General features: G+C 45.5%; 16 protein-coding genes. 15 read left to right on the top strand and 1 reads right to left on the bottom strand.

Going from position 1 to position 21,921, the window contains the following annotated elements; all coding sequences use genetic code 11:
• Positions 1-2,523, bottom strand: coding sequence for a PAS domain-containing sensor histidine kinase (locus ICN49_RS05140; RefSeq protein WP_216166438.1), 2,523 nt, complete (start codon positions 2,521-2,523; stop codon positions 1-3).
• 193 nt (positions 2,524-2,716) lie between these two features.
• Between ICN49_RS05140 and aceE the strand changes: the two genes are divergently transcribed.
• The 15 genes from aceE (at position 2,717) to ICN49_RS05065 (ending at position 21,915) form a co-directional block, all read left to right on the top strand.
• Entirely contained in the window at positions 2,717-5,413 is a 2,697-nt protein-coding gene (aceE, locus tag ICN49_RS05135) for a pyruvate dehydrogenase (acetyl-transferring), homodimeric type (protein ID WP_216166436.1), read from the top strand.
• Between the two features lie 13 nt (positions 5,414-5,426).
• Positions 5,427-6,728, top strand: coding sequence for a dihydrolipoyllysine-residue acetyltransferase (aceF, locus tag ICN49_RS05130; RefSeq protein ID WP_216166434.1), 1,302 nt, complete (start codon positions 5,427-5,429; stop codon positions 6,726-6,728).
• Between the two features lie 9 nt (positions 6,729-6,737).
• On the top strand, positions 6,738-8,531 hold the full coding sequence (gene lpdA, locus ICN49_RS05125) for a dihydrolipoyl dehydrogenase (protein WP_216166432.1): 1,794 nt from the start codon (positions 6,738-6,740) through the stop codon (positions 8,529-8,531).
• 112 nt (positions 8,532-8,643) lie between these two features.
• Entirely contained in the window at positions 8,644-9,504 is an 861-nt protein-coding gene (locus ICN49_RS05120; RefSeq protein ID WP_216166430.1) for a helix-turn-helix domain-containing protein, read from the top strand.
• Positions 9,505-9,630: 126 nt separating this feature from the next.
• The gene (locus ICN49_RS05115; RefSeq protein WP_216166428.1) at positions 9,631-12,615 is read left to right on the top strand and encodes a xanthine dehydrogenase family protein molybdopterin-binding subunit; all 2,985 of its coding nucleotides are present in this window, start codon (positions 9,631-9,633) and stop codon (positions 12,613-12,615) included.
• The gene (locus tag ICN49_RS05110) at positions 12,612-13,442 is read left to right on the top strand and encodes an FAD binding domain-containing protein (RefSeq protein ID WP_216166426.1); all 831 of its coding nucleotides are present in this window, start codon (positions 12,612-12,614) and stop codon (positions 13,440-13,442) included. Before ICN49_RS05115 ends, ICN49_RS05110 begins: the two co-directional genes overlap by 4 nt.
• A 5-nt stretch (positions 13,443-13,447) precedes the next feature.
• Positions 13,448-13,942, top strand: a complete 495-nt coding sequence (locus ICN49_RS05105) for a (2Fe-2S)-binding protein (protein WP_216166424.1) — start codon at positions 13,448-13,450, stop codon at positions 13,940-13,942.
• The gene (locus ICN49_RS05100; RefSeq protein WP_216166422.1) at positions 13,935-15,470 is read left to right on the top strand and encodes an AMP-binding protein; all 1,536 of its coding nucleotides are present in this window, start codon (positions 13,935-13,937) and stop codon (positions 15,468-15,470) included. The genes ICN49_RS05105 and ICN49_RS05100 overlap by 8 nt, the downstream gene beginning before the upstream one ends.
• Positions 15,471-15,489: 19 nt before the next feature.
• The gene (locus ICN49_RS05095; protein WP_216166420.1) at positions 15,490-16,299 is read left to right on the top strand and encodes an enoyl-CoA hydratase/isomerase family protein; all 810 of its coding nucleotides are present in this window, start codon (positions 15,490-15,492) and stop codon (positions 16,297-16,299) included.
• Between the two features lie 21 nt (positions 16,300-16,320).
• Positions 16,321-17,502, top strand: a complete 1,182-nt coding sequence (locus ICN49_RS05090) for an ABC transporter substrate-binding protein (protein ID WP_216166418.1) — start codon at positions 16,321-16,323, stop codon at positions 17,500-17,502.
• An 85-nt stretch (positions 17,503-17,587) separates the two neighbouring features.
• Positions 17,588-18,472: a branched-chain amino acid ABC transporter permease gene (locus ICN49_RS05085; protein WP_216166416.1), complete on the top strand. Its 885-nt coding sequence runs from the start codon at positions 17,588-17,590 to the stop codon at positions 18,470-18,472.
• Between the two features lie 55 nt (positions 18,473-18,527).
• Positions 18,528-19,448 (top strand): branched-chain amino acid ABC transporter permease, encoded by a 921-nt coding sequence (locus ICN49_RS05080; RefSeq protein WP_369411505.1) that lies wholly within the window; start codon positions 18,528-18,530, stop codon positions 19,446-19,448.
• Complete coding sequence (locus ICN49_RS05075; protein ID WP_216166412.1) at positions 19,448-20,203, top strand: ABC transporter ATP-binding protein; 756 nt, start codon at positions 19,448-19,450, stop codon at positions 20,201-20,203. The genes ICN49_RS05080 and ICN49_RS05075 overlap by 1 nt, the downstream gene beginning before the upstream one ends.
• Complete coding sequence (locus ICN49_RS05070; protein ID WP_216166410.1) at positions 20,200-20,910, top strand: ABC transporter ATP-binding protein; 711 nt, start codon at positions 20,200-20,202, stop codon at positions 20,908-20,910. Before ICN49_RS05075 ends, ICN49_RS05070 begins: the two co-directional genes overlap by 4 nt.
• 18 nt (positions 20,911-20,928) lie before the next feature.
• Complete coding sequence (locus tag ICN49_RS05065; protein WP_216166408.1) at positions 20,929-21,915, top strand: tripartite tricarboxylate transporter substrate binding protein; 987 nt, start codon at positions 20,929-20,931, stop codon at positions 21,913-21,915.
• The last annotated feature ends 6 nt before the right edge of the window (positions 21,916-21,921 follow it).

The raw sequence follows: 21,921 nt of genomic DNA, 5'->3' as shown, positions 1-21,921 counted from the left end.
TTAAACAGCTGCCTTGGAATCGGGTGATTCTAGGGGTATCAATATTGTAAAGGTGCAGCCAACCAACTTGGTATGTTCTGGATCCATGTGATTTTTGGCCCAAAGCCGACCATGGTGGGATTCAATGATTGAGCGGCAAATATTCAGGCCCATTCCCATGCCATCAGCCTTGGTGCTGAAAAAGGGCTCAAACATCCGCTGGGTGACGGATTCCGCAATCCCAGCGCCAGCATCGGTTACCTGGATCCGGAGCATGGCTGGGAAGGTGCTGGTTTCTAGATCGGCCGATATTTTGACCGGCGGGGCCGACCACCGGGAGGATAGGGGGTAAACATCGCGCAGGCTATCTAAAGAGTTTTTGAGGAGGTTGACCAAGACTTGCAGAATCAAGACAGGATCAAGGTCTACGTTGGGAAGATTTTCGTCCACATGGGAGGTGATATTTAAGCGATGTCGGTGGGCTTCAATTTCTACTAGACCAACTGCATCATTAATGATGTCGCCAATAGAGCATGATTTACGAACAGGCTCACTGCGTTTTACAAAGCCCCGAATGCGTTGAATGATAGTACCCGCACGAACTGCTTGCTCTGCTGCTTTTTCAAGTGCTGGCAATATTTCTTTACTAATTTCAGGATCAGCTTGCGCCTTCAGACGTTTAGCAACACCCATGCAGTAATTAGAGATTGCTGAAAGGGGTTGATTTAATTCATGCGCGAGTGATGAGGCCATCTCACCCATCGTTGTCAAACGACTCGTGAATTGCATGCGCTCTTCTTGCTGACGACTAAGATCATCAGACGCTTTACGAAGTGTGATATCGGTTGCAATTAAGAGTTGTGCTAAATGGCCATCCACCCAAGGAATGAAGCGACGCCGAACCTCATACCACTTGATGCCGTTTTCCGTAAGCTGGACATCTTCCGACTCTGACTCTTGATAGAGCGATGAGGGCGGAATTCCAGGATTGCCATCTTGTAACTCTTCCGCAATCATCTGCATGGTGCTATGCGCTATTTCGCCGCCGGCTAAATCGAGATGCCCTATTGGATTATCGCCAAAGCGTTCACGGTAGAAGCGATTGGCAAATAGTAGCTCACCAGTTTCAATCGAGATCACAGAAACAGAGGCATCAAGTCCTTCCAGCACGGTAACAAAACGTTCTTGAGAAGCAGCCAATTCTTCACGAATCTTCCTAGGCTCAGAGATATCAATTAAGGACGTCACCCATCCGGTTTGACTGCCTTTTTCATTAATGAGCGGCGCAATGAAGGTCCGCGTCTGAATTTGTGATCCATCACGACGCAAGACTCCTCCCTCTATTCCACCCTTCATGCTTGAAGCGGTCTTGAGGTCTAGAGCGCGATTCATTTTATCGGTCAACTCATCTTTTCTGCCTTCAGGCCAGAAGGGGAAAGGGGGCTTAAGCCCAATCAGCTCTTTTGCTGACCAACCCGTCATCTCGCAAAAAGCACGATTCACGTAGGTAATTCTTTTTTCCATATCGTGGGCTCGTATACCTACTGGAGTCGAATTCTCCATCGCGCTTCGAAAGTTGGTTTCAGTACGAAGATTGGCTTCTGCTTCTTGGCGCACTTGCATTTGTTTTAGAACTGACCACAAACTCCAAATCACAAATGCGCTTAAACCTAGTACAACCCCAATCAGCATTCTGAATGTGAGGTTTGTTGGTGGCGGGAAAGTATCAATACGCAACACGAGATTGGGGCTCAATACGCCGATATCCAAGCTAGTTTGATTGCTAAATGAACGCTTGGGGGTATCTCGATCCGAAGAAATCGCCAACATCTTCTCGTTATCAGTTAGTAGTGTGAAGCGATATTGACTTTTGAGTTCGCCAGGGATGACATCTAGTACACCTTGCGCTGTATAGAGTGCGGCCAGTACCCCAGTAATCTCACCACCATTTCTCGTTGGCACCACCTGCCAGAAAACAGTTCTTCTTTCTTTTGCTAATGGTTCGTCACTAGCAAGATTGAGTGTGATGAATTGACTGAATGCAGGGCGATTAGCCAGCTTACTTAATTCGATTGTTTTTCTAAGTGCCTCATGGATGAGCGGGCCACCCTCAGTTTTTTGATACCAATCGGGTTGACCGCCTGATTGTGGCATCGCCCATTGGCGCGCATTATTCTCATTGAGCCAGATGATTTGTGAAATTTCATGATTTCCGAGTACTAAATTTTCAGCTTGATCTAGTGCGCTTGCACGTAACTTTGCCTGATCCGTACTGGCAGCTAAATCTCTACCAATGGAAATGAGCAACTCGGTGTTATTCAAAAAGCGCAGTTGAATACGCTGCTTTGCAAATGAGAGCTCTCTAAATAAAGAGGATTCTTGTTGGGTTTTTTCCTGCAGTTGGAGTGTCCCCAAAATAACTCCCATCACCGCCGTAAAGATCACAATTGCTAGCAGTGGGGTGTAAACAAGCCTAAACCCCCGTATTTTGCGGAGCCATTTGCTTGGGCTGAGTAGCCAGATCGAAAAACGCTTGAATTTCATGGAATTTCGCTATTTTGCCCTATTAGAGCTAAATTTCTATGTTTTTCAATGATTTAGATGCATTGCAATAAATTACCACATTATGAGAAATACTATCATTATGTGAAAAATTCCTTGTTTACACCCATATACCTTTTTAGAATGTTGCCTATACAGTGAACGGTTAAAACAGTATTCCACATGGAGGCAGGTTATGGCAGCGGTTCCAGAACAAATTTTAGGTAAGACAAGCGCTCAGGATGCTGATCCTGCTGAGACTCAAGAATGGTTACAAGCCCTTGATGGCGTTATCAAGGCTGAAGGACCAGAAAGAGCAGCCTATTTAATAGATCAACAAATTTCTCATGCTCGCGTGAATGGTGTCAATCAGCCATTTCATGCTGAGACGCCTTATATCAATACCATCCCTGTAGAGCAGCAAGCGCGCTTACCAGGTGATCAAAACGTTGAGCATCGGATTCGCTCTTACACTCGTTGGAACGCAATGGCCATGGTCTTGCGTGCCAATAAAGATACCAACGTCGGTGGCCACATTTCTTCTTTCCAGTCTGCAGCAACTTTGTATGACGTTGGCTTTAACCATTTCTGGCATGCACCATCGCCTGAACATGGTGGCGATCTGATATTTGTTCAAGGACACTCCGCTCCAGGTGTATACGCTCGTGCGTACATGTTGGGACGCTTGGCCGAAGAGCAGTTGAATAATTTCCGTCAAGAAGTTGGCGGCAAGGGAATCTCCAGTTATCCGCACCCATGGTTGATGCCAGATTTTTGGCAGTTCCCAACCGTATCAATGGGCTTGGGCCCCATCATGGCAATTTATCAAGCCCGTTTCATGCGCTACATGCAAGACCGCGGCTTTATCAAAGCAGAAGGTCGCAAAGTATGGGCCTTCTTGGGTGACGGCGAAACAGATGAGCCTGAATCATTGGGCGCCATTGGTATGGCTGGCCGTGAAAAACTCGATAACCTCATATTTGTTATTAACTGCAACTTGCAACGCTTAGATGGTCCTGTACGCGGCAACGGAAAAATCATTCAAGAGCTTGAAGGTGAGTTCCGTGGCGCTGGTTGGAATGTGATCAAAGTAGTTTGGGGTGGTCAGTGGGATGCTTTGTTTGCTCGTGACAAGAAGGGCATTTTGATGCAGCGCCTTGGCGAAATCGTTGATGGTCAATACCAAACAATGAAGGCTAAGAACGGCGCTTATGTTCGTGAGATCGTATTTAATACTCCAGAACTGAAAGCATTGGTAAATGACTGGAGTGATGACGAGATTTGGGCGCTCAACCGTGGTGGTCATGATCCCCATAAAGTCTATGCCGCTTTCCACTCAGCCGTAAACCATCAAGATCAGCCTACTGTTATTTTGGCTCACACTATTAAAGGTTACGGTATGGGTGGTTCTGGTGAGGCGATGAATATTGCTCACCAAGCCAAAAAAATGAATGCCGATGACGTACGTCGCTTCCGCGATCGTTTCGAAATCCCCGTAAAAGATGATCAGTTAGAAGAAATGCCATTAGTGAAATTTGCTGATGGCAGCACTGAGCTTGATTACATGAAGGCACGCCGTCAAGAGTTGGGCGGTTATTTACCGCAGCGTCGCACCAAGGCTGAGAGTCTGCCGGTTCCTGCTTTGGAAGTGTTTGCCCCAATGCTAGAGGCAACCACAGATGGGCGTGAGATTTCTACGACGATGGCATTTGTGCGTATGCTCAATACCATCTTGCGTGACAAAGTCCTAGGTAAGAGAGTCGTTCCGATTGTGCCAGATGAATCCCGCACCTTTGGTATGGAAGGCATGTTCCGCCAACTGGGCATTTGGAATCAACTCGGTCAGCTTTACACCCCAGAAGATCATGATCAACTGATGTTCTATAAAGAGGATAAGCACGGTCAAATTCTGCAAGAGGGCATTAATGAAGCTGGTGGTATGTGCGATTGGATCGCTGCAGCTACTGCTTACTCTACGCATGGCGTTCCCATGTTGCCTTTCTATATCTTCTACTCCATGTTCGGATTTCAACGCATCGGCGATTTAGCATGGGCTGCTGGCGATATGCGTAGTCGTGGTTTCTTGCTTGGCGGTACTGCAGGTAGAACCACTCTGAACGGTGAAGGCTTGCAGCATGAAGACGGCCATAGCCAAGTATGGAGCGCTGCCGTTCCAAACTGCATCAGCTATGACCCAACCTTCTCGTTTGAAGTAGCGGTAGTCATTCAGGACGGCATGCGTCGCATGCTAGAAGTTCAAGAAGACGTTTATTACTACATCACCTTGATGAATGAGAACTATGCCCATCCAGCCATGCCGAAGGGTGCTGAACAGGACATTATTAAAGGGATGTACAAGTTGACATCAGTAGGGGATGCCAATGCCAAACTGCGTGTTCAATTGCTCGGTTCTGGAACGATCTTCCGTGAAGTCATTGAAGCAGCACAGATGTTGCATCAAGATTGGGGCGTTGCCTCTGATCTGTGGGGCTGCCCAAGCTTTACAGAGCTAGGTCGTGATTGGACTGCCGTTCATCGCAGCAATCTTCTCAATCCTGCTGCAGCACCTGTCTTGTCGCATGTAGAAAAATGCTTGAAGGACACAACAGGTCCTGTGATTGCCGCCACTGACTATGTTCGTTTGTTTGCAGAACAAATTCGTCCAGCTATTCAGCACATGGGTCGTCGTTATGAAGTTCTAGGAACGGATGGTTTTGGTCGCTCTGATACTCGCGAGAAATTGCGCGACTTCTTTGAAGTAGATCGTCGCTGGGTGGTGTTGACTGCCTTGAGATCTTTAGCTGACGCTGGACAGTTTGATCGTCAAAAGCTAGCTGAAGCCATCAAGAAATACGGCATCGATACAACTAAACCTAACCCAATGACGGTTTAATAAGAGACTGAACATGAGCCAAATAATAGAAATTAAAGTCCCCGATATTGGGGATTACAAAGATGTGCCTGTGATCGAAGTCTTGGTTAAGGTTGGTGATAGCGTTGAAAAAGAACAGTCAATCGTTGTGTTGGAGTCTGACAAAGCGACGATGGATGTGCCTTCGAGTCACTCCGGTGTGGTTAAAGAAGTAAAGGTCAAGATTGGTGATTCACTTTCCGAAGGTTCGGTAGTGATCATGCTGGAAGAGGGCGCTTCATCTACTGCTGCTGCTCCTGCGGCAGCCCCAGCTCCAGTAGCCGCTGCCGTGCCTCAAGCCAAAGCCCCTACTGTAGAGCCTCCGATTAAATTGGCTCCACCTCCACCACCAGTAAGCAATACACCTCCTCCAGTAGATGACAACGTTAGTCATGCAAGTCCATCCGTACGCAAGTTTGCGCGCGAACTTGGTGTGACAGTTTCTCAAGTCAAGGGAACTGGTCCAAAAGGCCGTATTACTCAAGATGACGTTCAGGCATATGTAAAGGCTGCAATGAGTGGTGGCGGTAATGCTGGCGCTGCATCTGGTGGAAGCTTAGGCGGCTTGAATTTAATTCCTTGGCCAAAAGTGGATTTTGCTAAGTTTGGTGAGATCGAGCGTCAACCACTCAATCGGATTAAGAAACTGACTGCTGCCAATTTGGGTCGCAACTGGGTCATGATTCCGGCGGTGACGTATCACGAAGATGCAGATATTACTGATTTAGAAGCTTTCCGTGTTCTCACCAATAAAGAGAATGAGAAGAGGGGTGTCAAGATCACAATGTTGGCGTTCATCATGAAGGCCGCCGTTGCAGCACTGAAAAAATATCCTGAGTTCAATAGCTCGCTCGATGGCGATGACTTGGTGATCAAGAAATATTTTAATATTGGCTTTGCTGCCGACACGCCAACTGGTTTGGTTGTTCCGGTCATTAAGGATGTCGACAAAAAAGGCATCTTTGAAATTGTCAAAGAAACTTCTGACTTAGCTGCGCTGGCACGTGAAGGCAAACTTAAGCCCGATCAAATGCAAGGTGCAAGCTTCACCATTTCTTCATTGGGTGGCATTGGTGGTACTTACTTCTCGCCGATCGTGAATGCTCCAGAGGTAGCCATCTTAGGCGTTAGCAAAGCTGCTATGAAGCCGGTTTGGGATGGCAAGCAATTCGTGCCACGCTTGATCTGCCCATTGTCGTTAACTGCTGATCACCGTGTGATTGATGGTGCGCTTGCTACTCGCTTTAATGTCCATGTTGCGCAACTCTTGTCCGACTTCCGTCGTGCAATTCTGTAAGGGGGATCTATGTCAAAACAGATGATCCTTGTACCAGATATTGGTGATTACGCAGATGTGCCTGTGATTGAGGTGCTGATTAAAGTTGGCGATGTCATTGAAAAGGAGCAGCCTTTATTGGTTCTTGAATCTGATAAAGCCACCATGGAAGTTCCTGCTGATGCCGCTGGAACAGTGACTGCTATTTCTGTAAAGATCGGTGACAAGGTTGCCAAAGGCAGCGTTATTGCCGAGATTGAAGTGAGTGGCGCAGCTGCAGCTCCAAAGCCTGCCGCTTCTGCGGTTCCGACTCCAGCTCCAGTTGCAGTAGCTGCACTTGCTCCTGCGCCGCTTCCCACTCCAGTCGCCGGTCAATACAGCGGTAAGGTAGATCACGAATGCGAGATGTTAGTTCTAGGTGCTGGCCCTGGTGGTTATAGCGCAGCCTTTCGCAGCGCTGACTTGGGTATGAACACTGTATTGGTGGAACGCTATGCCACTTTGGGCGGTGTTTGCTTAAACGTTGGCTGTATTCCATCCAAAGCCTTGTTGCACACCACATCTGTCATGGACGAGGTCAAGACAATGGCCAAGCATGGCATCACCTTTGGCGCACCCAAAATTGAAATCGATCAACTGCGTGGCTACAAAGAATCTGTCATTGCCAAGTTAACTGGTGGCTTAGCTGGTATGGCTAAGGCTCGCAAGGTCAAAGTCGTGCGTGGCCTAGGACATTTTTTAGATGCTAACCACGTTGAAGTTCAACTGACTAGTGGTGATGGACAAGATCTCACGGGTTCCAAAGAAGTGATTCGTTTTCAGAAGGCGATTATTGCCGCCGGCAGTCAGCCCGTGAAATTGCCATTCTTGCCAGAAGATCCGCGGATTGTGGATAGCACTGGCGCTCTGAAGTTAACGAGTATTCCAAAGCGCATGCTGGTCATTGGCGGCGGCATTATTGGTTTAGAGATGGCTACCGTTTACAGTACGCTTGGCTCACGCATTGATATAGCCGAGATGTTAGATGGTCTCATGGCCGGCGCAGATCGTGACCTGGAAAAGGTCTGGGAAAAATTCAATGCCGGACGTTTTGAAAAAGTGATGCTCAAGACTCGTGCGTCTAAAGCTGAAGTCAAGCCTGATGGTATTCAGGTGAGCTTTGAGGGCGAGAATGCTCCAACTGAACCACAGACCTACGATTTAGTATTAGTAGCGGTAGGGCGCACGCCTAACGGTAAGAAGATCGATGCAGCGGCTGCAGGCGTGCAAGTAGACGAGCGTGGATTTATTCCAGTAGATAAACAGATGCGGACCAACGTTCCCAATATCTTTGCGATTGGCGATCTTGTTGGTCAACCGATGTTGGCTCACAAAGCGGTTCATGAAGGACACGTCGCAGCAGAAGCAGCCGCTGGTCAAAAGTCTTATTTTGACGCCAAGCAAATTCCTTCTGTTGCTTACACTGACCCAGAGGTAGCTTGGGCTGGTTTAACTGAAGAGCAATGTAAGGCACAAGGGATTGCCTATGAAAAAGGTCTGTTCCCATGGGCTGCTAGTGGACGTGCTATCGCTAATGGACGTGATGAAGGTTTCACCAAACTCCTGTTTGATGCCAGCACACATCGCATTATTGGCGGCGGCATCGTAGGCACTCATGCGGGCGATCTGATTGGCGAGGTTTGCTTGGCAATTGAAATGGGTGCAGATGCAGTGGATATCGGTAAAACGATTCATCCGCATCCAACGCTCGGCGAGTCAGTAGGTCTTGCAGCTGAAGCAGCGCATGGCCACTGTACTGATTTACCACCAGTCAAGAAAAGATAGGTCTCCATTTTATTTTCACCGTATTAAAGCCCTGAGAAACCAGGGCTTTTTCTTTTGCAGTGCAATAAAAATTATCAAGTTCAGTTCGTCAGTGTGTGAGATGATTTACAGAATGTCTAAAGTAATTCGACTCCTTCATGGCGAATTTGGTAGAGTGGCACTCCTTGAAATGGATGCCCCCTTGGTTACTCATGCCCATCACCATTGCCACATCTTATGCAAGGTAGCGGGGCCAGATATCGCGTTTCAGGTGAGGGGGCAACGGTGCCCGTTAACAGATAACAATGCCGTACTTATTAACGCCTGGGAAGAGCACTCTTATCTTCATATGCCAGTTAATGGGAAAAATCCGATTTTGCTAGCGTTATATCTTGAGCCAAAGTGGCTCGCCTCTTTTAGTAAAAAATTCTTGGCAAGCAGCCACCCACGTTTCTTTATAAATAATCTTTCTGGTCTTGGCTCTCATCAAAAGCAGGCTCTAGAAAAAATTTCAATGGAACTTTGGTGGGCCGATCAGATTACTCATGATTATCTTGAGTCTATGTTGTTGGAGTTGGCCTTAAGTTTTATGGTGAATACTGATGTTTTAACTCAGGGTGATTTGCGAAACTCTCAGAATAATTTGGCTTTTATGGATCCAAGAATCCGTAAGGCAATCCATATCATGCGCACCTCACCTCAGGGGTTGAGTGATATCTCAACAGTTGCCCAAAGCGTAGACCTTTCCCGCTCTCATTTTTTTGAGCTTTTCCGTCGATGTACTGGACTTTCTCCAATTGTTTTCGCGAATGTTCTGAAGATGGAGTTTGCTTTTGATGCTTTAGCCAATAAAGATGATAATTTAATTCACATCGGCGATGAGCTCGGATTTTCAGCCCAAAGTCATTTCACTCGATTCTTTAAACAGCATCAAGGAGTTACCCCTAGCCTCTATCGTCAGCAGGTAGAAAAAGCCCCAAAGCTAGACTCCTAGGGTTTTCCTCATACACAAAATCGGACTCCAAGGTAAGTCACTGGACTTTGAGGTAAGCGTTAGTAACAAACGATCATTAAGCTTCTTTCAGTCTTAGCTATTAAATATCTTTCTGAAAAGAGCGCATTGAATTCAAGTACAAACTATTTAGGTAAACCCTGTGAGCGAGTTGAAGATTCTGCGCTTTTGACAGGGGGCGGCCGTTATTTAGACGATCTCCCTTTACCTATTGGTACTCTTTATGCGGCTGTGGTTCGCTCTCCAATTGCCCATGGAAAAATCATCTCTGTAGATGTTTCTGCTGCATTAAAAGTTAATGGCGTGCGAACGATTCTGACAATTGATGATGTTCAGGCTTGGTCAAATCCGTTAGTAGTGGCCGTCAAAACACCAATTCGTCAGTGGGTATTGGCAAGTGAGTTTGTGCGCTATGTGGGTGAGCCAATAGCGGTTGTGGTTGCCGAATCTAGAGCGCTAGCTGAAGATGGGGTAGAAAAGGTATTGGTAAATATTGAACCACTGCCTGCAGTTGTCGATGTTGATATTGCAATAGAAGATGATGCGATCATCCTTCATAAGGATATAGGCACTAATTGTGTCTCAGATCGCTCCTTTCAATACGGTGATCCTGATGCTGCATTTGAGCATGCAGCGAGTATCGTTGATATCGATATTCGCTACCCTCGTAATTCTTGTACTCCAATGGAGACTGGCGGGGTAATTGCAGTGTGGCGTGGCGCTGACTCCTCATATGAGGTGACATCGAATTTTATGGGCCCTTTTTCACTGCATGTCGTAATGGCTGCGGCGTTGAAAATCCCCGGAACAAAACTTCGTCATCACGTTCCGCCAGATTCTGGGGGAAGTTTTGGGGTAAAACAATCAGTTTTGCCTTACATCATTATGTGTTGTTTGGCATCGCGTAAAGCGGGTGCGCCGGTGAAGTTTATTGAGGATCGTTTAGAGCATCTCCAGGCCGCTACTTCGGCGACATCACGACACACGTATTTGCGCGCTGCAGTAGACGTGTCTGGAAAAATATTAGCATTAGATTACGATCAAATCGAGGATTGTGGCGCTTACTTAAGGGCCCCTGAACCTGCAACCCTGTATAGAATGCACGGTTGCGTAACTGGCCCATATCAAATTGAAAATTTGAAAATTCGTAACCGTGTAGTGTTGATCAATAAAACACCAACTGGTTTAGTCCGAGGATTTGGTGGTCCCCAAGTTTATTACGCACTCGAGCGACTGATTCATAAAATTGCAAAGCAATATGGCAAGACTCATCAACAAATAGCAGCGCTTAATTATGTTCAAAAGAATCAATTTCCATATCGTGCTGCAGCGGGGGCATTATTGGATTCTGGCGATTACCAGCAGGCTTTGGCTACTTTAGAGGCATCGCCTGAATTTAGAAAGATGTTGGATCGTCGGGACCAGGCTCAGAAGGAAGGGCGTTACTACGGCATTGGTATAGCCTCCATCGTGGAGCCATCTGTTTCTAATATGGGCTACATTACAACCGTCCTTACTCCAGAGCAGAGGGCTAAGGCGGGGCCGAAAAATGGCGCAATTACTTCGGCAACGGTAAGCATCGATCCATCTGGTCATATTTCAGCAAATATTGCGTCCGCTCCAGCTGGGCAAGGGCATCAAACGGTTATCAGTCAATTATTGGCAGATATTTTTGGCCTGTCTCCGTCGCACATTCAGGTGAATGTCGATTTTGATACAGCAAAAGATGCTTGGTCGATTGCCGCTGGAAATTATTCTAGCCGCTTTGCTGGTGCAGTAGCTGGAACTGTATTTCTGGCCGCAGAAAAATTAAAAGTACGCATTGCTGCTTATGCGGCCCATGTCCTTAAAGTGCAGCCGGAGGATTTGATCTTTGCTAATGGTCGAATTGCAGTCGCAGGCCAAGAAGATGAAGGCATTCCTTTTTCCAGGATGTGTGGAAACTTCCATTGGGCGCCTGCATTAGTTCAAAAGGCGCTTGGCCCGGATACCTGTTTAGCGCTCCATGAAACGCAATTTTGGAGTACGGATGTGTTGGAGGCGCCGGATGAGAATGATCGCATTAATACTTCGGCTGCATATGGTTTTGCCTTAGATGCTTGCGGTATCGAGATTGATCCGGATACCTGTTCGGCTAAGATTGATCAATATGTGACCATCCACGATGCTGGGAGAATTCTCAATCCCGCACTTGCTGATGGTCAGGTCTATGGCGCTTACGCGCAAGCTGTAGGAGCTGCACTATTTGAAGAGTTTGTCTATAGCAGTGATGGAAATTTCCTGTCTGGAACTTTCGCAGATTATCGTTTGCCAACTGCAAGCGATGTTGGCGTACCCAAAATTTATCACCAAGAATCTCCCAGTCCCTTCACTCCATTAGGGTCTAAGGGTATTGGCGAGGGTAATAGTATGAGTACCCCTGTGTGTATAGCAAATGCAATTGCTGACGCTTTAGATCAGGAAAATATCGTGTTGCCTGCAACGCCCAGCAGAATTCATGCTCTTCTAGTTAAGAAGGGGGTCATTCAGCAAGAAAAAGCATTCAATAAGACGTCATCCATGACCCCAAATAGCGATTACCCCTTGAAGGCTAGAGGGGAGGTTAGATTAATGCTTCCCCCTGAAGAAATTTTTGCTGTGTTGCTTAATTCGGCGCGCCTAAAAAATGTCATTCCGGGCTGCGAATCAATCGATGAAGCCCCTCTTTCTAATGGGATACGATTTGACTGCATTGCGGTCGTGCGAATTGGGGTGGCAAAAGCAAGATTTGAGGCAAGAGTGGATTTGACCAACATTCAAAACCCGCGCAGCTTTTCTTTGGGCGGAGAGGGTCGAGGTCCTTTGGGAATGGCTCTTGGTATGGGGCAGGTCACCCTTAGAAAAGAGGGCGACATCACAATATTAGAGTATGACTATCAGGCTCAGGTTTCTGGTAAGTTGGCTGCAATTGGCAGTCGATTGCTAGAGGGGGCGATTCGTTTGGTATTAGATCAATTATTTAGGGCTCTGGCAAAAGAGGCTGGTGCGAAACCTGATGGTTGGTTGTTAACCCTCATCAATCGTATACGCGCAATTCTGGGGGCAAAGAAATGAAGTCTGCCCCATTTCAAATGCATCAGGTCAGCACAAAAGATGAAATTCTAGAGTTATTAGATAGATATGGTGACGATGCGCGAATTATTGCTGGCGGTCAAACCTTGGTGCCGGTATTGGCAATGAGAGTAGCTAGCCCAGATCATTTAATTGATATCAATCAGGTTGCTAGTTTGAAACGTTTTGGTATCTCAGGCAGATCTCTTGAAGTTGGCGCTTGCGTTAGACAGTCTGAATTGGAGGGTTGGGATGAGCTTACCCGGGCGCAGCCCTTGTTGGCAATGATGCTCCCTTGGATTGCGCATACTCCAATTCGTAATCGCGGAACTGTCTGCGGTTCAATCGCTCACGCAGACCCAAGTGCTGAGTTGGTCCTAGGGCTTGCAGTGTTGGATGGCTCGGTTACTTTGGTTAGTAAAAAGAGAAGACGTATCGTTAAAGCAAAAGATTTTTTCTTGGGAGCGCTTCAAACTGACCGACAAACGAATGAATTCATCGAGGCAGTCCATTTTCCCATTTCAGGAGCAGCAACTGGCTATGGCTTTGCCGAGTTTGGTTATCGGCATGGAGATTTTGCAGTAGTTGCTGTAGCTGTTATCAAGGATGGGGATAGTTGGACCATTGGCTTTGGCGGAATAGATGACACTGCTCGGGTCCATAAAATTAATGCTGAGTCGTTTGATCAAGTGAATCAGTTCCTCGATGAATTGGCTTCAGAAACAGAGGTGAGGGAGGATCCCACCGCAACTTCGGGTTTGCGTCGGCACCTCATGCGAACTCTTGGCAAGCGTGCTTGTAAACAAGCCATGGAATTCAAAAGAGGTTAAATGCGATGAAGAATAAATTGGTGAGATTAACTTTAAATGGTATTGAGCGTGAAGTCTATTGCGAGTCACGCACCACATTATTAGATTTTATTCGTCATGATCTAGGTGCAACAGGCACGCATGCAGGTTGCGAGCATGGTGTATGTGGTGCTTGCACGGTTGAGGTCAATGGTGAAATTATTCGCTCTTGCCTGATGTTTGCGTGTCAGGCCGATGGCGCCATTATAAAAACGGTAGAAGGTTTTTCAAAGTCCGGCGAAATGTCTGATTTGCAAATTGCCTTTAAAAAGCATCATGCACTACAGTGTGGTTTTTGCACGTCTGGATTTTTGATTTCCGCCGAAGACTTGCTTAGGAAGAGCCCAATGCCTACTGATTTAGAGGTTCGGGAGGGTTTATCTGGAAATCTATGTCGTTGTACTGGGTACGTTGGAATTATTGAGGCGGTTTTAGAAGTTGCATCAACTAGAACGCAGGCAAAAGGAGATAAGCATGCTTGATTTAGGTCGAACCTTTTTGCAGGCAGTTGAGCGTGAGCCAGGAAGGCTGGCAATTGTAGACGGAGACAAGCAATATTCATATGCTGAGTGGGCACCTCATATTGGAGCGATACAACACTTCTTTTATGAACAGGGCTTAGTGCGCGGAGATCGCATCCTGACTATTTTGCAGAACCGCTATGAGGCAGCGACAATTCACTGGGCATGCCAAATGGCGGGTATTGCGATCGTCCCGCTGAACTGGAGATCCAAGCCTGAAGAAATTGACTTTTGCGCTCAAAATACTGATGTAAAGTTGGCTTTTGTAGAAGGGGTCTCTCTAAAAAATTACCAAGACTCAGAGACGGGACGATTGATACCGGTTATTTTATGTGCTGATGCAGAGCCCTTAAAGGATCAGTTTTATTTTGAGCAGTTAGTTGATGCAGGTGTTGACCCATTAGCAAACGGTCTGGTTGAGGATGTATCCGTAATACTTTTTACTTCGGGAACAACTGGCAAGCCAAAAGGTGTCCCTAGAAAGCAGCGCGCTGAAAGGGCGGCGGGTATAGCTCATGTTGCTCAAAATCAATACGCAATGGGCGAAGTAACGCTTGGGGTGATGCCGCTTTATCACACCATGGGCGTTCGAACCTTATTGTCTCTTTGTATTGTCAATGGTACTTATGTGGCTGTGCCCCGCTGGGATGTGGATAAGGCGATTGATGCTATTGAGCTTCAAAAGGTTACGCATTTGTACTTGGTTCCTACCCTCTACCACGATATGTTGCAGTCAAAAAACTTTACCTCAAAAAGAGTTGCCTCTGTGAAGAAGCTCGGATTTGCCGGCGCTCCAATGCACGACGCACTTTTACTGAGATTGAGCGAGGCTTTTGCACCAGATTTATTTGTGAATCATTATGGATCCAGTGAAATATATACGTACACAATTAATCAAGATGCCGTAGCAAAACCTGGTTCAGCTGGTAAGGCAGGCTTGAACGCTCGCATTAGGGTTGTTAAATTAGATCAAGGTTCAGAACAAACTCAGCCAACGCAATTGGCAGCATTCAAAGAAGAAGGTCAAATCATTTGTGATTTATCTGGTGATGAGGCTTTCGAGGGATATTGGAAGCGACCTGATGCGGATCAAAAATCGATACGTCACGGTTGGTTTTTCACTGGTGATACTGGCTACTATGACGATGCAGGCGACCTGTTTGTGACTGGTCGAGTAGATGACATGATCATCTCTGGTGGGGAAAATATTTCTCCAGTTGAAATTGAATCCATTCTATCTTTACATCCCTCTGTTGGAGAGGTGGCTGTTGCTGGATTAAAGGATGACCGGTTGGGGCAAAAGGTCGTTGCTTTTATTAGAGCCTCTGGCTTAGTAGATTCCCAGGCATTAGATGAATATTGTCGAGGATCAGACTTAATTAACTTTAAGCGCCCTCGGGAATATGTATTTGTAAAAGAAATCCCCAAGTCCCCTGTGGGCAAGGTATTGCGACGGTTGTTAGTTGCTGGCGAATATGAAAGAGCTTAATTTTCACTTGAAAGACAATATGACTACAAATTTACGACACCCCTTTAGTGCTATTTTGGATAACTTAGATGGTTTTTATGTTGATATAAATGAATCTCAACAAAGGGCCGACATTGTCTTAAAGCGGCCACCATTTAATGTGATCCAAATGCCACAGCGAGATCAATTAAGGGCTACATTTGAAGCGCTCGATGCAGATGACCGTGTTCGCATTATCGTATTGCGCGCTGAGGGCGAGCATTTTTCTAGCGGTGGAGATATCAAAGGGTTTCTTGAGGCCAGCCCAGAGCATGTTTCTAAATTAGCATGGAATATTGCCGCTCCAACTCGTTGCACCAAACCTGTTATTGCAGCAAATCATGGTTATTGTTTTGGTGTCGGCTTTGAGATTTCTCTGGCATGTGATTTTCGTATTGCAGCGGAATCAACCCTATACGCACTACCTGAGCAAAAATTAGGACAGATTCCTGGTTCTGGTGGTTCCGCACGATTACAAAAGATGGTTGGTATCACGAGAACGAAAGACATCGTCATGCGCTCTAGGCGCATTAAAGGGCAGCAAGCATTTGAGTGGGGTGTAGCTACAGAATGTGTTCCAGACTCTGAACTTGCTGATGTTGTTTCTAGGTTGGTAGATGAGTTGCGAGCATTTTCTCCAATAGCTCAAAGAACAGCCAAAAAGATGCTTAATGAGACTGAGGATTGTTTGTTAACTACTGCAATTGAAGTTGAGGGACATTGTTATAGCCGTTTGCGTAATTCAGAAGATTTCAAAGAAGGGGTAGAGGCTTTCCATGGAAAACGTCAACCCAATTTTGTTGGCCGTTAATTTTTATAGGAGACGTAAATAATGAAAAAGCAATTTCAAACAAAAAAAATCGCAATTGCAGTAGCGTTGAGTCTTGGCGCTTCGTTTGTTTCTGCACAACCGAGCCCAATTAAGATTGGCGTTGTTACGCCCCTATCAGGCACTTATACGCCGATTGGTGAGCAGGTAAAAATGGGGTTAGATTTAGCCGCAAAAGAGATCAATGCTGCTGGCGGTATTGGTGGTCGAAAAATTGATTTGATTTATGAGGATGAAGAAGCAAATCCAGCTGTTGCAACTCAAAAGGCGGAAAAACTTTTTCAAGTTGAAAAAGTTGATTTCTTAACTGGGACTGTAAATTCAGGATCCACTTTGGCGGTAGGTCAACTTGCCGAACGCAACAATAAGCTGATTGCAACTACGGTGTCTTTTGCAGACTCGATAACAGCAGATAAATGTTCGCCAAACGTATTTCGTGTTAATGCACGGGCTGGAATGCAATCAGCAGCCTTGGCGGCATGGGTTGATAAAGAGATTCCCAAGGCGAATATTTTCTTTATTGGACCAGATTATGAAATGGGTAGAAGTACAGTTTCTGCCTTTAAAAAGGCGTCTACTGAGAAGGGTGCCAAGGATGTTGGTGAAGTTTTTGCTCCATTAGATAACAAGGATTATTCCCCTTACTTCGGTCAGGTTAGAGCTGCAAAACCAAATGTAATTTATACCTCGGTTGCTGGCAATGATACGGTAAGGTTATTTTCACAAATGGATGAATATGGCGTTAACAAAGGCGTCACTATTGTTGGTGCATCTGGTACGGTTACATCTCAAAATATGGGAGCCATTGGTAAATCTGCAAATGGATTTGTGACAGGTGTTGGCTACTCACCAAAATTAGACAATCCAGCCAATAAAAAGTTTGTTGCAGATTTCCAAAAAGCTTATAGCAAGCTTCCTGATCTATACGGCGCAGATTCCTACGGACTCCTATATTTCTACAAAGCAGCTGTTGAGAAGGCTAAATCTACTGAGACAGATAAAGTTCGGGCAGCAATGAACGATTTAAGCTGGCAAACACCGCAGGGAATGAAAAAGATGCGCGCAGGTGATCATCAGGCTATGCAAGATATGTTTGCGGTTCGCGTAGAGAATGGTGAGTTCAATATTGTTGGTAAAGTGCCCTCAGATCTGGCTATTGGCCCTGATACTTGCACTCGTTTTTGATGGGTAATCAATTCCCTACATCTTCTTATTTGAGGGTGTAGGGGGTTTTACTGTCACTGATATTAAATATGGGATTGGTTTTTCAATGCTAGAAAGCTTGCAGTATATTTACGCGCCTCAGATAATCAACGGGCTCTCCATTGGAGTTGCTGTAATCCTAATGGCTTTAGGTTTAACTATCATCTTTGGTTTGCTGGATGTAATTAACATGTCGCATGGTGAGTTTTATGCTGCTGGAGCTTTCTTTAGCGTAACTCTGGTTGCAATGGGTGTTTCATTTTGGGTATGCCTATTATTGGTTCCATTGCTTTTGGTGCCAATTGGTTTTGCGATGGAAAGGCTTTTGATTCAGAAAGTTTTTCACTATAAGGATCGCCATATTCTTACCCTGTTATTGACGTTCGGTATCGCCATGGTTTTGGAGGATAGTTACAAGATCATCTGGGGGGCAAATCCTATCAAACCTAGTGCGCCGATCTCTGGCGCTAGCGAAATATTAGGAGTGATGTTTCCGAATTACCGCTTATTTTTAATGGGATTTGGCGCATTACTTATTTTGTCGGTTTGGGTGTTGATATACAAAACTCAGTTGGGTGCGATTGTTAGGGCTGCAGCATATGACAAGGACATGAGTTCTTCTTTGGGTATACCAGTTATGCGGGTTTATGCATTGACTTTTGCTTTTGGTGTAGCTTTGGCGGGCTTAGCAGGTGTTTTACTTGCTCCGATTTACTCTGTTTTTCCTACTATGGGTCGCGACTTTATTCTGATGGCGTTTAGCGTTGTCATAGTAGGGGGGCTTGGGAGCATTAAGGGTGCGGTGATTGCTGGGATTTTATTGACACAACTCCAATCTATATCTTCTTTATATATTTCACCGGTATGGTCCGATCCTTTGGTGTTTGCCGTGATGGTTCTGGTATTAATGTTCAAACCCACTGGCTTGTATGGGGGCATGAAGAATGCTTAATCCGCGATCCAGAGCAATTCGTTTTATAGAGCTGCTGTTGCTAACTTCTGCTGTTGTGTTGTTTATTGTTGGGGCGATCCTTGGTGATACCTTTTTTCTAAGATTGGCTACAGAGGCATTGATTTTTGGTGGCCTTGCTATGTCTGTTGATCTATTGTTAGGAATTGTTGGTCTACTATCGCTTGGCCAGGCACTATATTTTGGTTTTGGAGCCTACTTGTCTGCCGTGGTTCTAAAGGAGATTTCTCCATCTTTTCTTCTGGCAATTGGAATTGTTGCATTAGCTTCTCTTGTGTTGGGTTGGGTTGCTAGTTTTATTGCCCTAAGATCAAAGGGCGTCTACTTCGCTTTAATTACTTTTGGGCTGGCACAAGTAGCCGCGAAGGTTGTCTACAACACACGTAGCCTTGGCGCATCTGACGGCATGATGGGAGTACCAATTTTGCAAATCTGGACTCCTTTTGGGTCTCTCGATGCTGGTCAACCCGGGACATTTTTTGTCATTACATTTTTAACTATTGGCGGCTTATACGCTCTTTTAAAGTATTTCCTCACCACACCAATGGGATCACTTTGGCATGCGATCAGATCAAACGAAGATCGCCTGCCATACATAGGTTATAAATCTAAAGGACCTAAACAAGTTGCTTTTGTATTGGCCGCTGTTGTGGCCTCAGTCTCAGGCGCCCTCTATCCTATGTTAAGGGGCTTTGTATCACCAGAATTAATGTTCTTTAGCGTTTCTGGAAATGCGGTGGTGACAGTTGTTCTCGGTGGCGTTGGCACGTTGATAGGACCAATATTGGGCAGTGTGCTTTTGACATCATTTAAATCAATTATTGGAACCTGGACCGTCCATCATCATATCGTTATTGGAATTATCTTTGTTGTTATTGTGGTATCTGCCCCGAAGGGTTTGGCTGGTTTGTTCGTTAGGCGCTTTAGCAAAATCCGCTCTCCAGAAGGGGGTGAATGATGGATAAGATTGAATTCATTCTTAAGGCTAGCAATTTATGTAAACGCTTTGGTGGGCTCTCAGCCGTTGATAATGTTAGTTTTGAAGTAAAGAGTTCAGGGGTAACTTCCATCATCGGCCCGAATGGAGCCGGTAAGAGTACGCTGTTCAATTTATTGAGTGGCAGTTTTATGCCGGATTCTGGGACGGTATTAATTGGTGAGTGTGATATCACCAGCATGAACCCCGAAGCGCGGTTATCAGTAGGAATGGCTCGGTCATTTCAAATAACCAATCTCTTTTTTGATCTCTCTGTTATTGATAACCTACGAATCGCAAGTCAGGCCCTTGAACCCCATTCCCGCCTGTTTCTACCTTTAAGCAAGAGTGTGATAGCACTTGAAAGGGCTGATGAGCTGTTGGAAGAATTTGGGCTAGTCGAAGCTAGAAATCAACTTGCAGGAGCTCTATCTCATGGCCAACAGAGACGTTTAGAGATTGCGGTAACTCTAGCAACGCGACCAAAACTTTTACTATTAGATGAGCCCACTCAGGGGATGTCTCAAGCAGATACCCAGGAAACTGCTGAGCTTATTAAGCGGTTGGGCTTAAATATTACTGTCTTATTGATTGAGCATGATGTTGACTTAGTGATGGATTTATCTGGTACGGTAATTGTGATGGCGCAAGGGCGGAAATTGGCAGAGGGTGACCCAAATCAAGTCCGCTCTAATCCTCTTGTGCAAACGGCGTATTTTGGGGAGGAGTTGGCATGATTTTGGAAATGAATGATGTTCATGTCAATCTTGGACTCTCCCAAGTATTACAGGGAGTAAATTTATCCATACGCCCTGGTGAGACAGTTGGATTATTCGGTAGAAATGGTGTCGGCAAGACAACAATTGTTAAAACTATCGCTGGCTGGCACAAACCCTCGAAAGGAAAAATTCTTTTTTGTGGTGAGTCAATAAATAATTTAGCCCCAAATCAAATTACGCGACTTGGTCTAGGCTTGGTCCCTGAGGATCGTCGCATATTCCCAGGCTTAAGCGTTGAGGGTAATCTCAAGCTTGGATTGATGCAGGTTCCTCCATCCGAACGTAAATCTGCAGAGAAACGTATACAAATGGTTCTCGATAGATTCCCACGCTTACGTGAGAGAAGAGCTCAAGCTGGAACCACTTTATCTGGCGGTGAGCAGCAAATGTTGGCTATGGGTCGAGTTTTGGTTGGTAACCCAAGGCTATTATTAATTGATGAGCCAACTGAAGGTCTGGCACCAATGGTTGTGGTTGAAATATTTCGCTTAATGGAGGAGTTAAAGTCTCAAGGAATTGCCATTCTATTGATTGAGCAGAATATACATAAGGCAATTCATTTATGTGACAGACATCTGGTAGTCGAGCGCGGAAGGATAGTGCTAGAAGGCAATTCGAAGGAACTAGAAGAGCGCAAAGAATTAATTAGGCGCGTTAGTGTTTGAAATTTATTGGAGATGTTGATGTCCCTTAAAAAATTTGGTATTTTTCTCGTAATTACAATCAGTATTTATGGGTCTATCGGGCAACCTATATTTGCGCAAACTGCTTCAACTTACCCTGACAAGCCGATAACGATTGTTGTCCCTTACCCGCCGGGAGGATTTAACGATACCTTGGGGCGGATCGTCGGAAAGAAGTTAAGTGATGCCTGGGGTGTGACAGTTCTTGTAGAAAATAAGCCAGGCGCAGGAACTACTATTGGCACTAATTTTGTAGCGCGATCCGCTCCAGATGGTTACACAATATTGGTTGCTCAGTTTCCATTTGCCGCCAATCCATTCATCTATAAGTCATTACCTTACGATAGCAACAAGGCTTTTTTACCAATTGTACTTGCGGGTAGGGCGCCAATGGTTTTGGTTGTCAATGAAAATTCTAAAATTAAAACATTGTCAGATTTACTAACCGCTGCGAAGAAAAGCCCCGGGAAGATTGATTACGGCTCCTCTGGATCTGGATCATCTGAACATTTGGCGATGGCATTATTTGAAAATATGGCTAACGTCAGCCTAAACCAAGTGCCTTATAAAGGTAGCACTCCCTTGCTAACTGATTTGGCCGGTGGTCAAGTTGAAGTAGCTTTTGATGTTTTTCCGATGGTTCGCCCATTCATTCAATCCGGAAAAATTAGGCCAGTGGCTATTGCCACAGATTCAAGATCCCCACTATTGCCCCAGGTTCCAACCGTTGCTGAAGCTGGTTTAAAGGGCTACGAAGTTTCTTCATGGCATGGGTTTATGGTTCCAGCTGGAACACCGTCAGCAATAGTTGATAAATTAAATAAGCAAATTAATGTAATCTTGTTACAAGACGATATTAAAAAAACATTTAATGATCAGGGAGTTGTTCCAGATGGTGGAACAGCTGGACAATTTGAGGTATTCATCCGAAAGCAAATGGAAGTTTGGAAAAAAGTAGTATCACAAGCAGGTATAGCTCCAGAATGAAATTTG

This window comes from Polynucleobacter finlandensis, from assembly GCF_018881755.1.
Lineage (GTDB): Bacteria > Pseudomonadota > Gammaproteobacteria > Burkholderiales > Burkholderiaceae > Polynucleobacter > Polynucleobacter finlandensis.
The sequence above is the reverse complement of the archived record's forward strand: the minus strand, read 5'-3'. Positions and strand labels throughout refer to the sequence as shown.

Bases quoted from the DNA above. Each gene is read 5' to 3' on its own strand.
- ICN49_RS05140 (WP_216166438.1), bottom strand. From the start codon at position 2,523: ATGAAATTCAAGCGTTTTTCGATCTGGCTACTCAGCCCAAGCAAATGG.
- aceE (WP_216166436.1), top strand. From the start codon at position 2,717: ATGGCAGCGGTTCCAGAACAAATTTTAGGTAAGACAAGCGCTCAGGAT.
- aceF (WP_216166434.1), top strand. From the start codon at position 5,427: ATGAGCCAAATAATAGAAATTAAAGTCCCCGATATTGGGGATTACAAA.
- lpdA (WP_216166432.1), top strand. From the start codon at position 6,738: ATGTCAAAACAGATGATCCTTGTACCAGATATTGGTGATTACGCAGAT.
- ICN49_RS05120 (WP_216166430.1), top strand. From the start codon at position 8,644: ATGTCTAAAGTAATTCGACTCCTTCATGGCGAATTTGGTAGAGTGGCA.
- ICN49_RS05110 (WP_216166426.1), top strand. From the start codon at position 12,612: ATGAAGTCTGCCCCATTTCAAATGCATCAGGTCAGCACAAAAGATGAA.
- ICN49_RS05105 (WP_216166424.1), top strand. From the start codon at position 13,448: ATGAAGAATAAATTGGTGAGATTAACTTTAAATGGTATTGAGCGTGAA.
- ICN49_RS05100 (WP_216166422.1), top strand. From the start codon at position 13,935: ATGCTTGATTTAGGTCGAACCTTTTTGCAGGCAGTTGAGCGTGAGCCA.
- ICN49_RS05095 (WP_216166420.1), top strand. From the start codon at position 15,490: ATGACTACAAATTTACGACACCCCTTTAGTGCTATTTTGGATAACTTA.
- ICN49_RS05090 (WP_216166418.1), top strand. From the start codon at position 16,321: ATGAAAAAGCAATTTCAAACAAAAAAAATCGCAATTGCAGTAGCGTTG.
- ICN49_RS05085 (WP_216166416.1), top strand. From the start codon at position 17,588: ATGCTAGAAAGCTTGCAGTATATTTACGCGCCTCAGATAATCAACGGG.
- ICN49_RS05075 (WP_216166412.1), top strand. From the start codon at position 19,448: ATGGATAAGATTGAATTCATTCTTAAGGCTAGCAATTTATGTAAACGC.
- ICN49_RS05070 (WP_216166410.1), top strand. From the start codon at position 20,200: ATGATTTTGGAAATGAATGATGTTCATGTCAATCTTGGACTCTCCCAA.
- ICN49_RS05065 (WP_216166408.1), top strand. From the start codon at position 20,929: ATGTCCCTTAAAAAATTTGGTATTTTTCTCGTAATTACAATCAGTATT.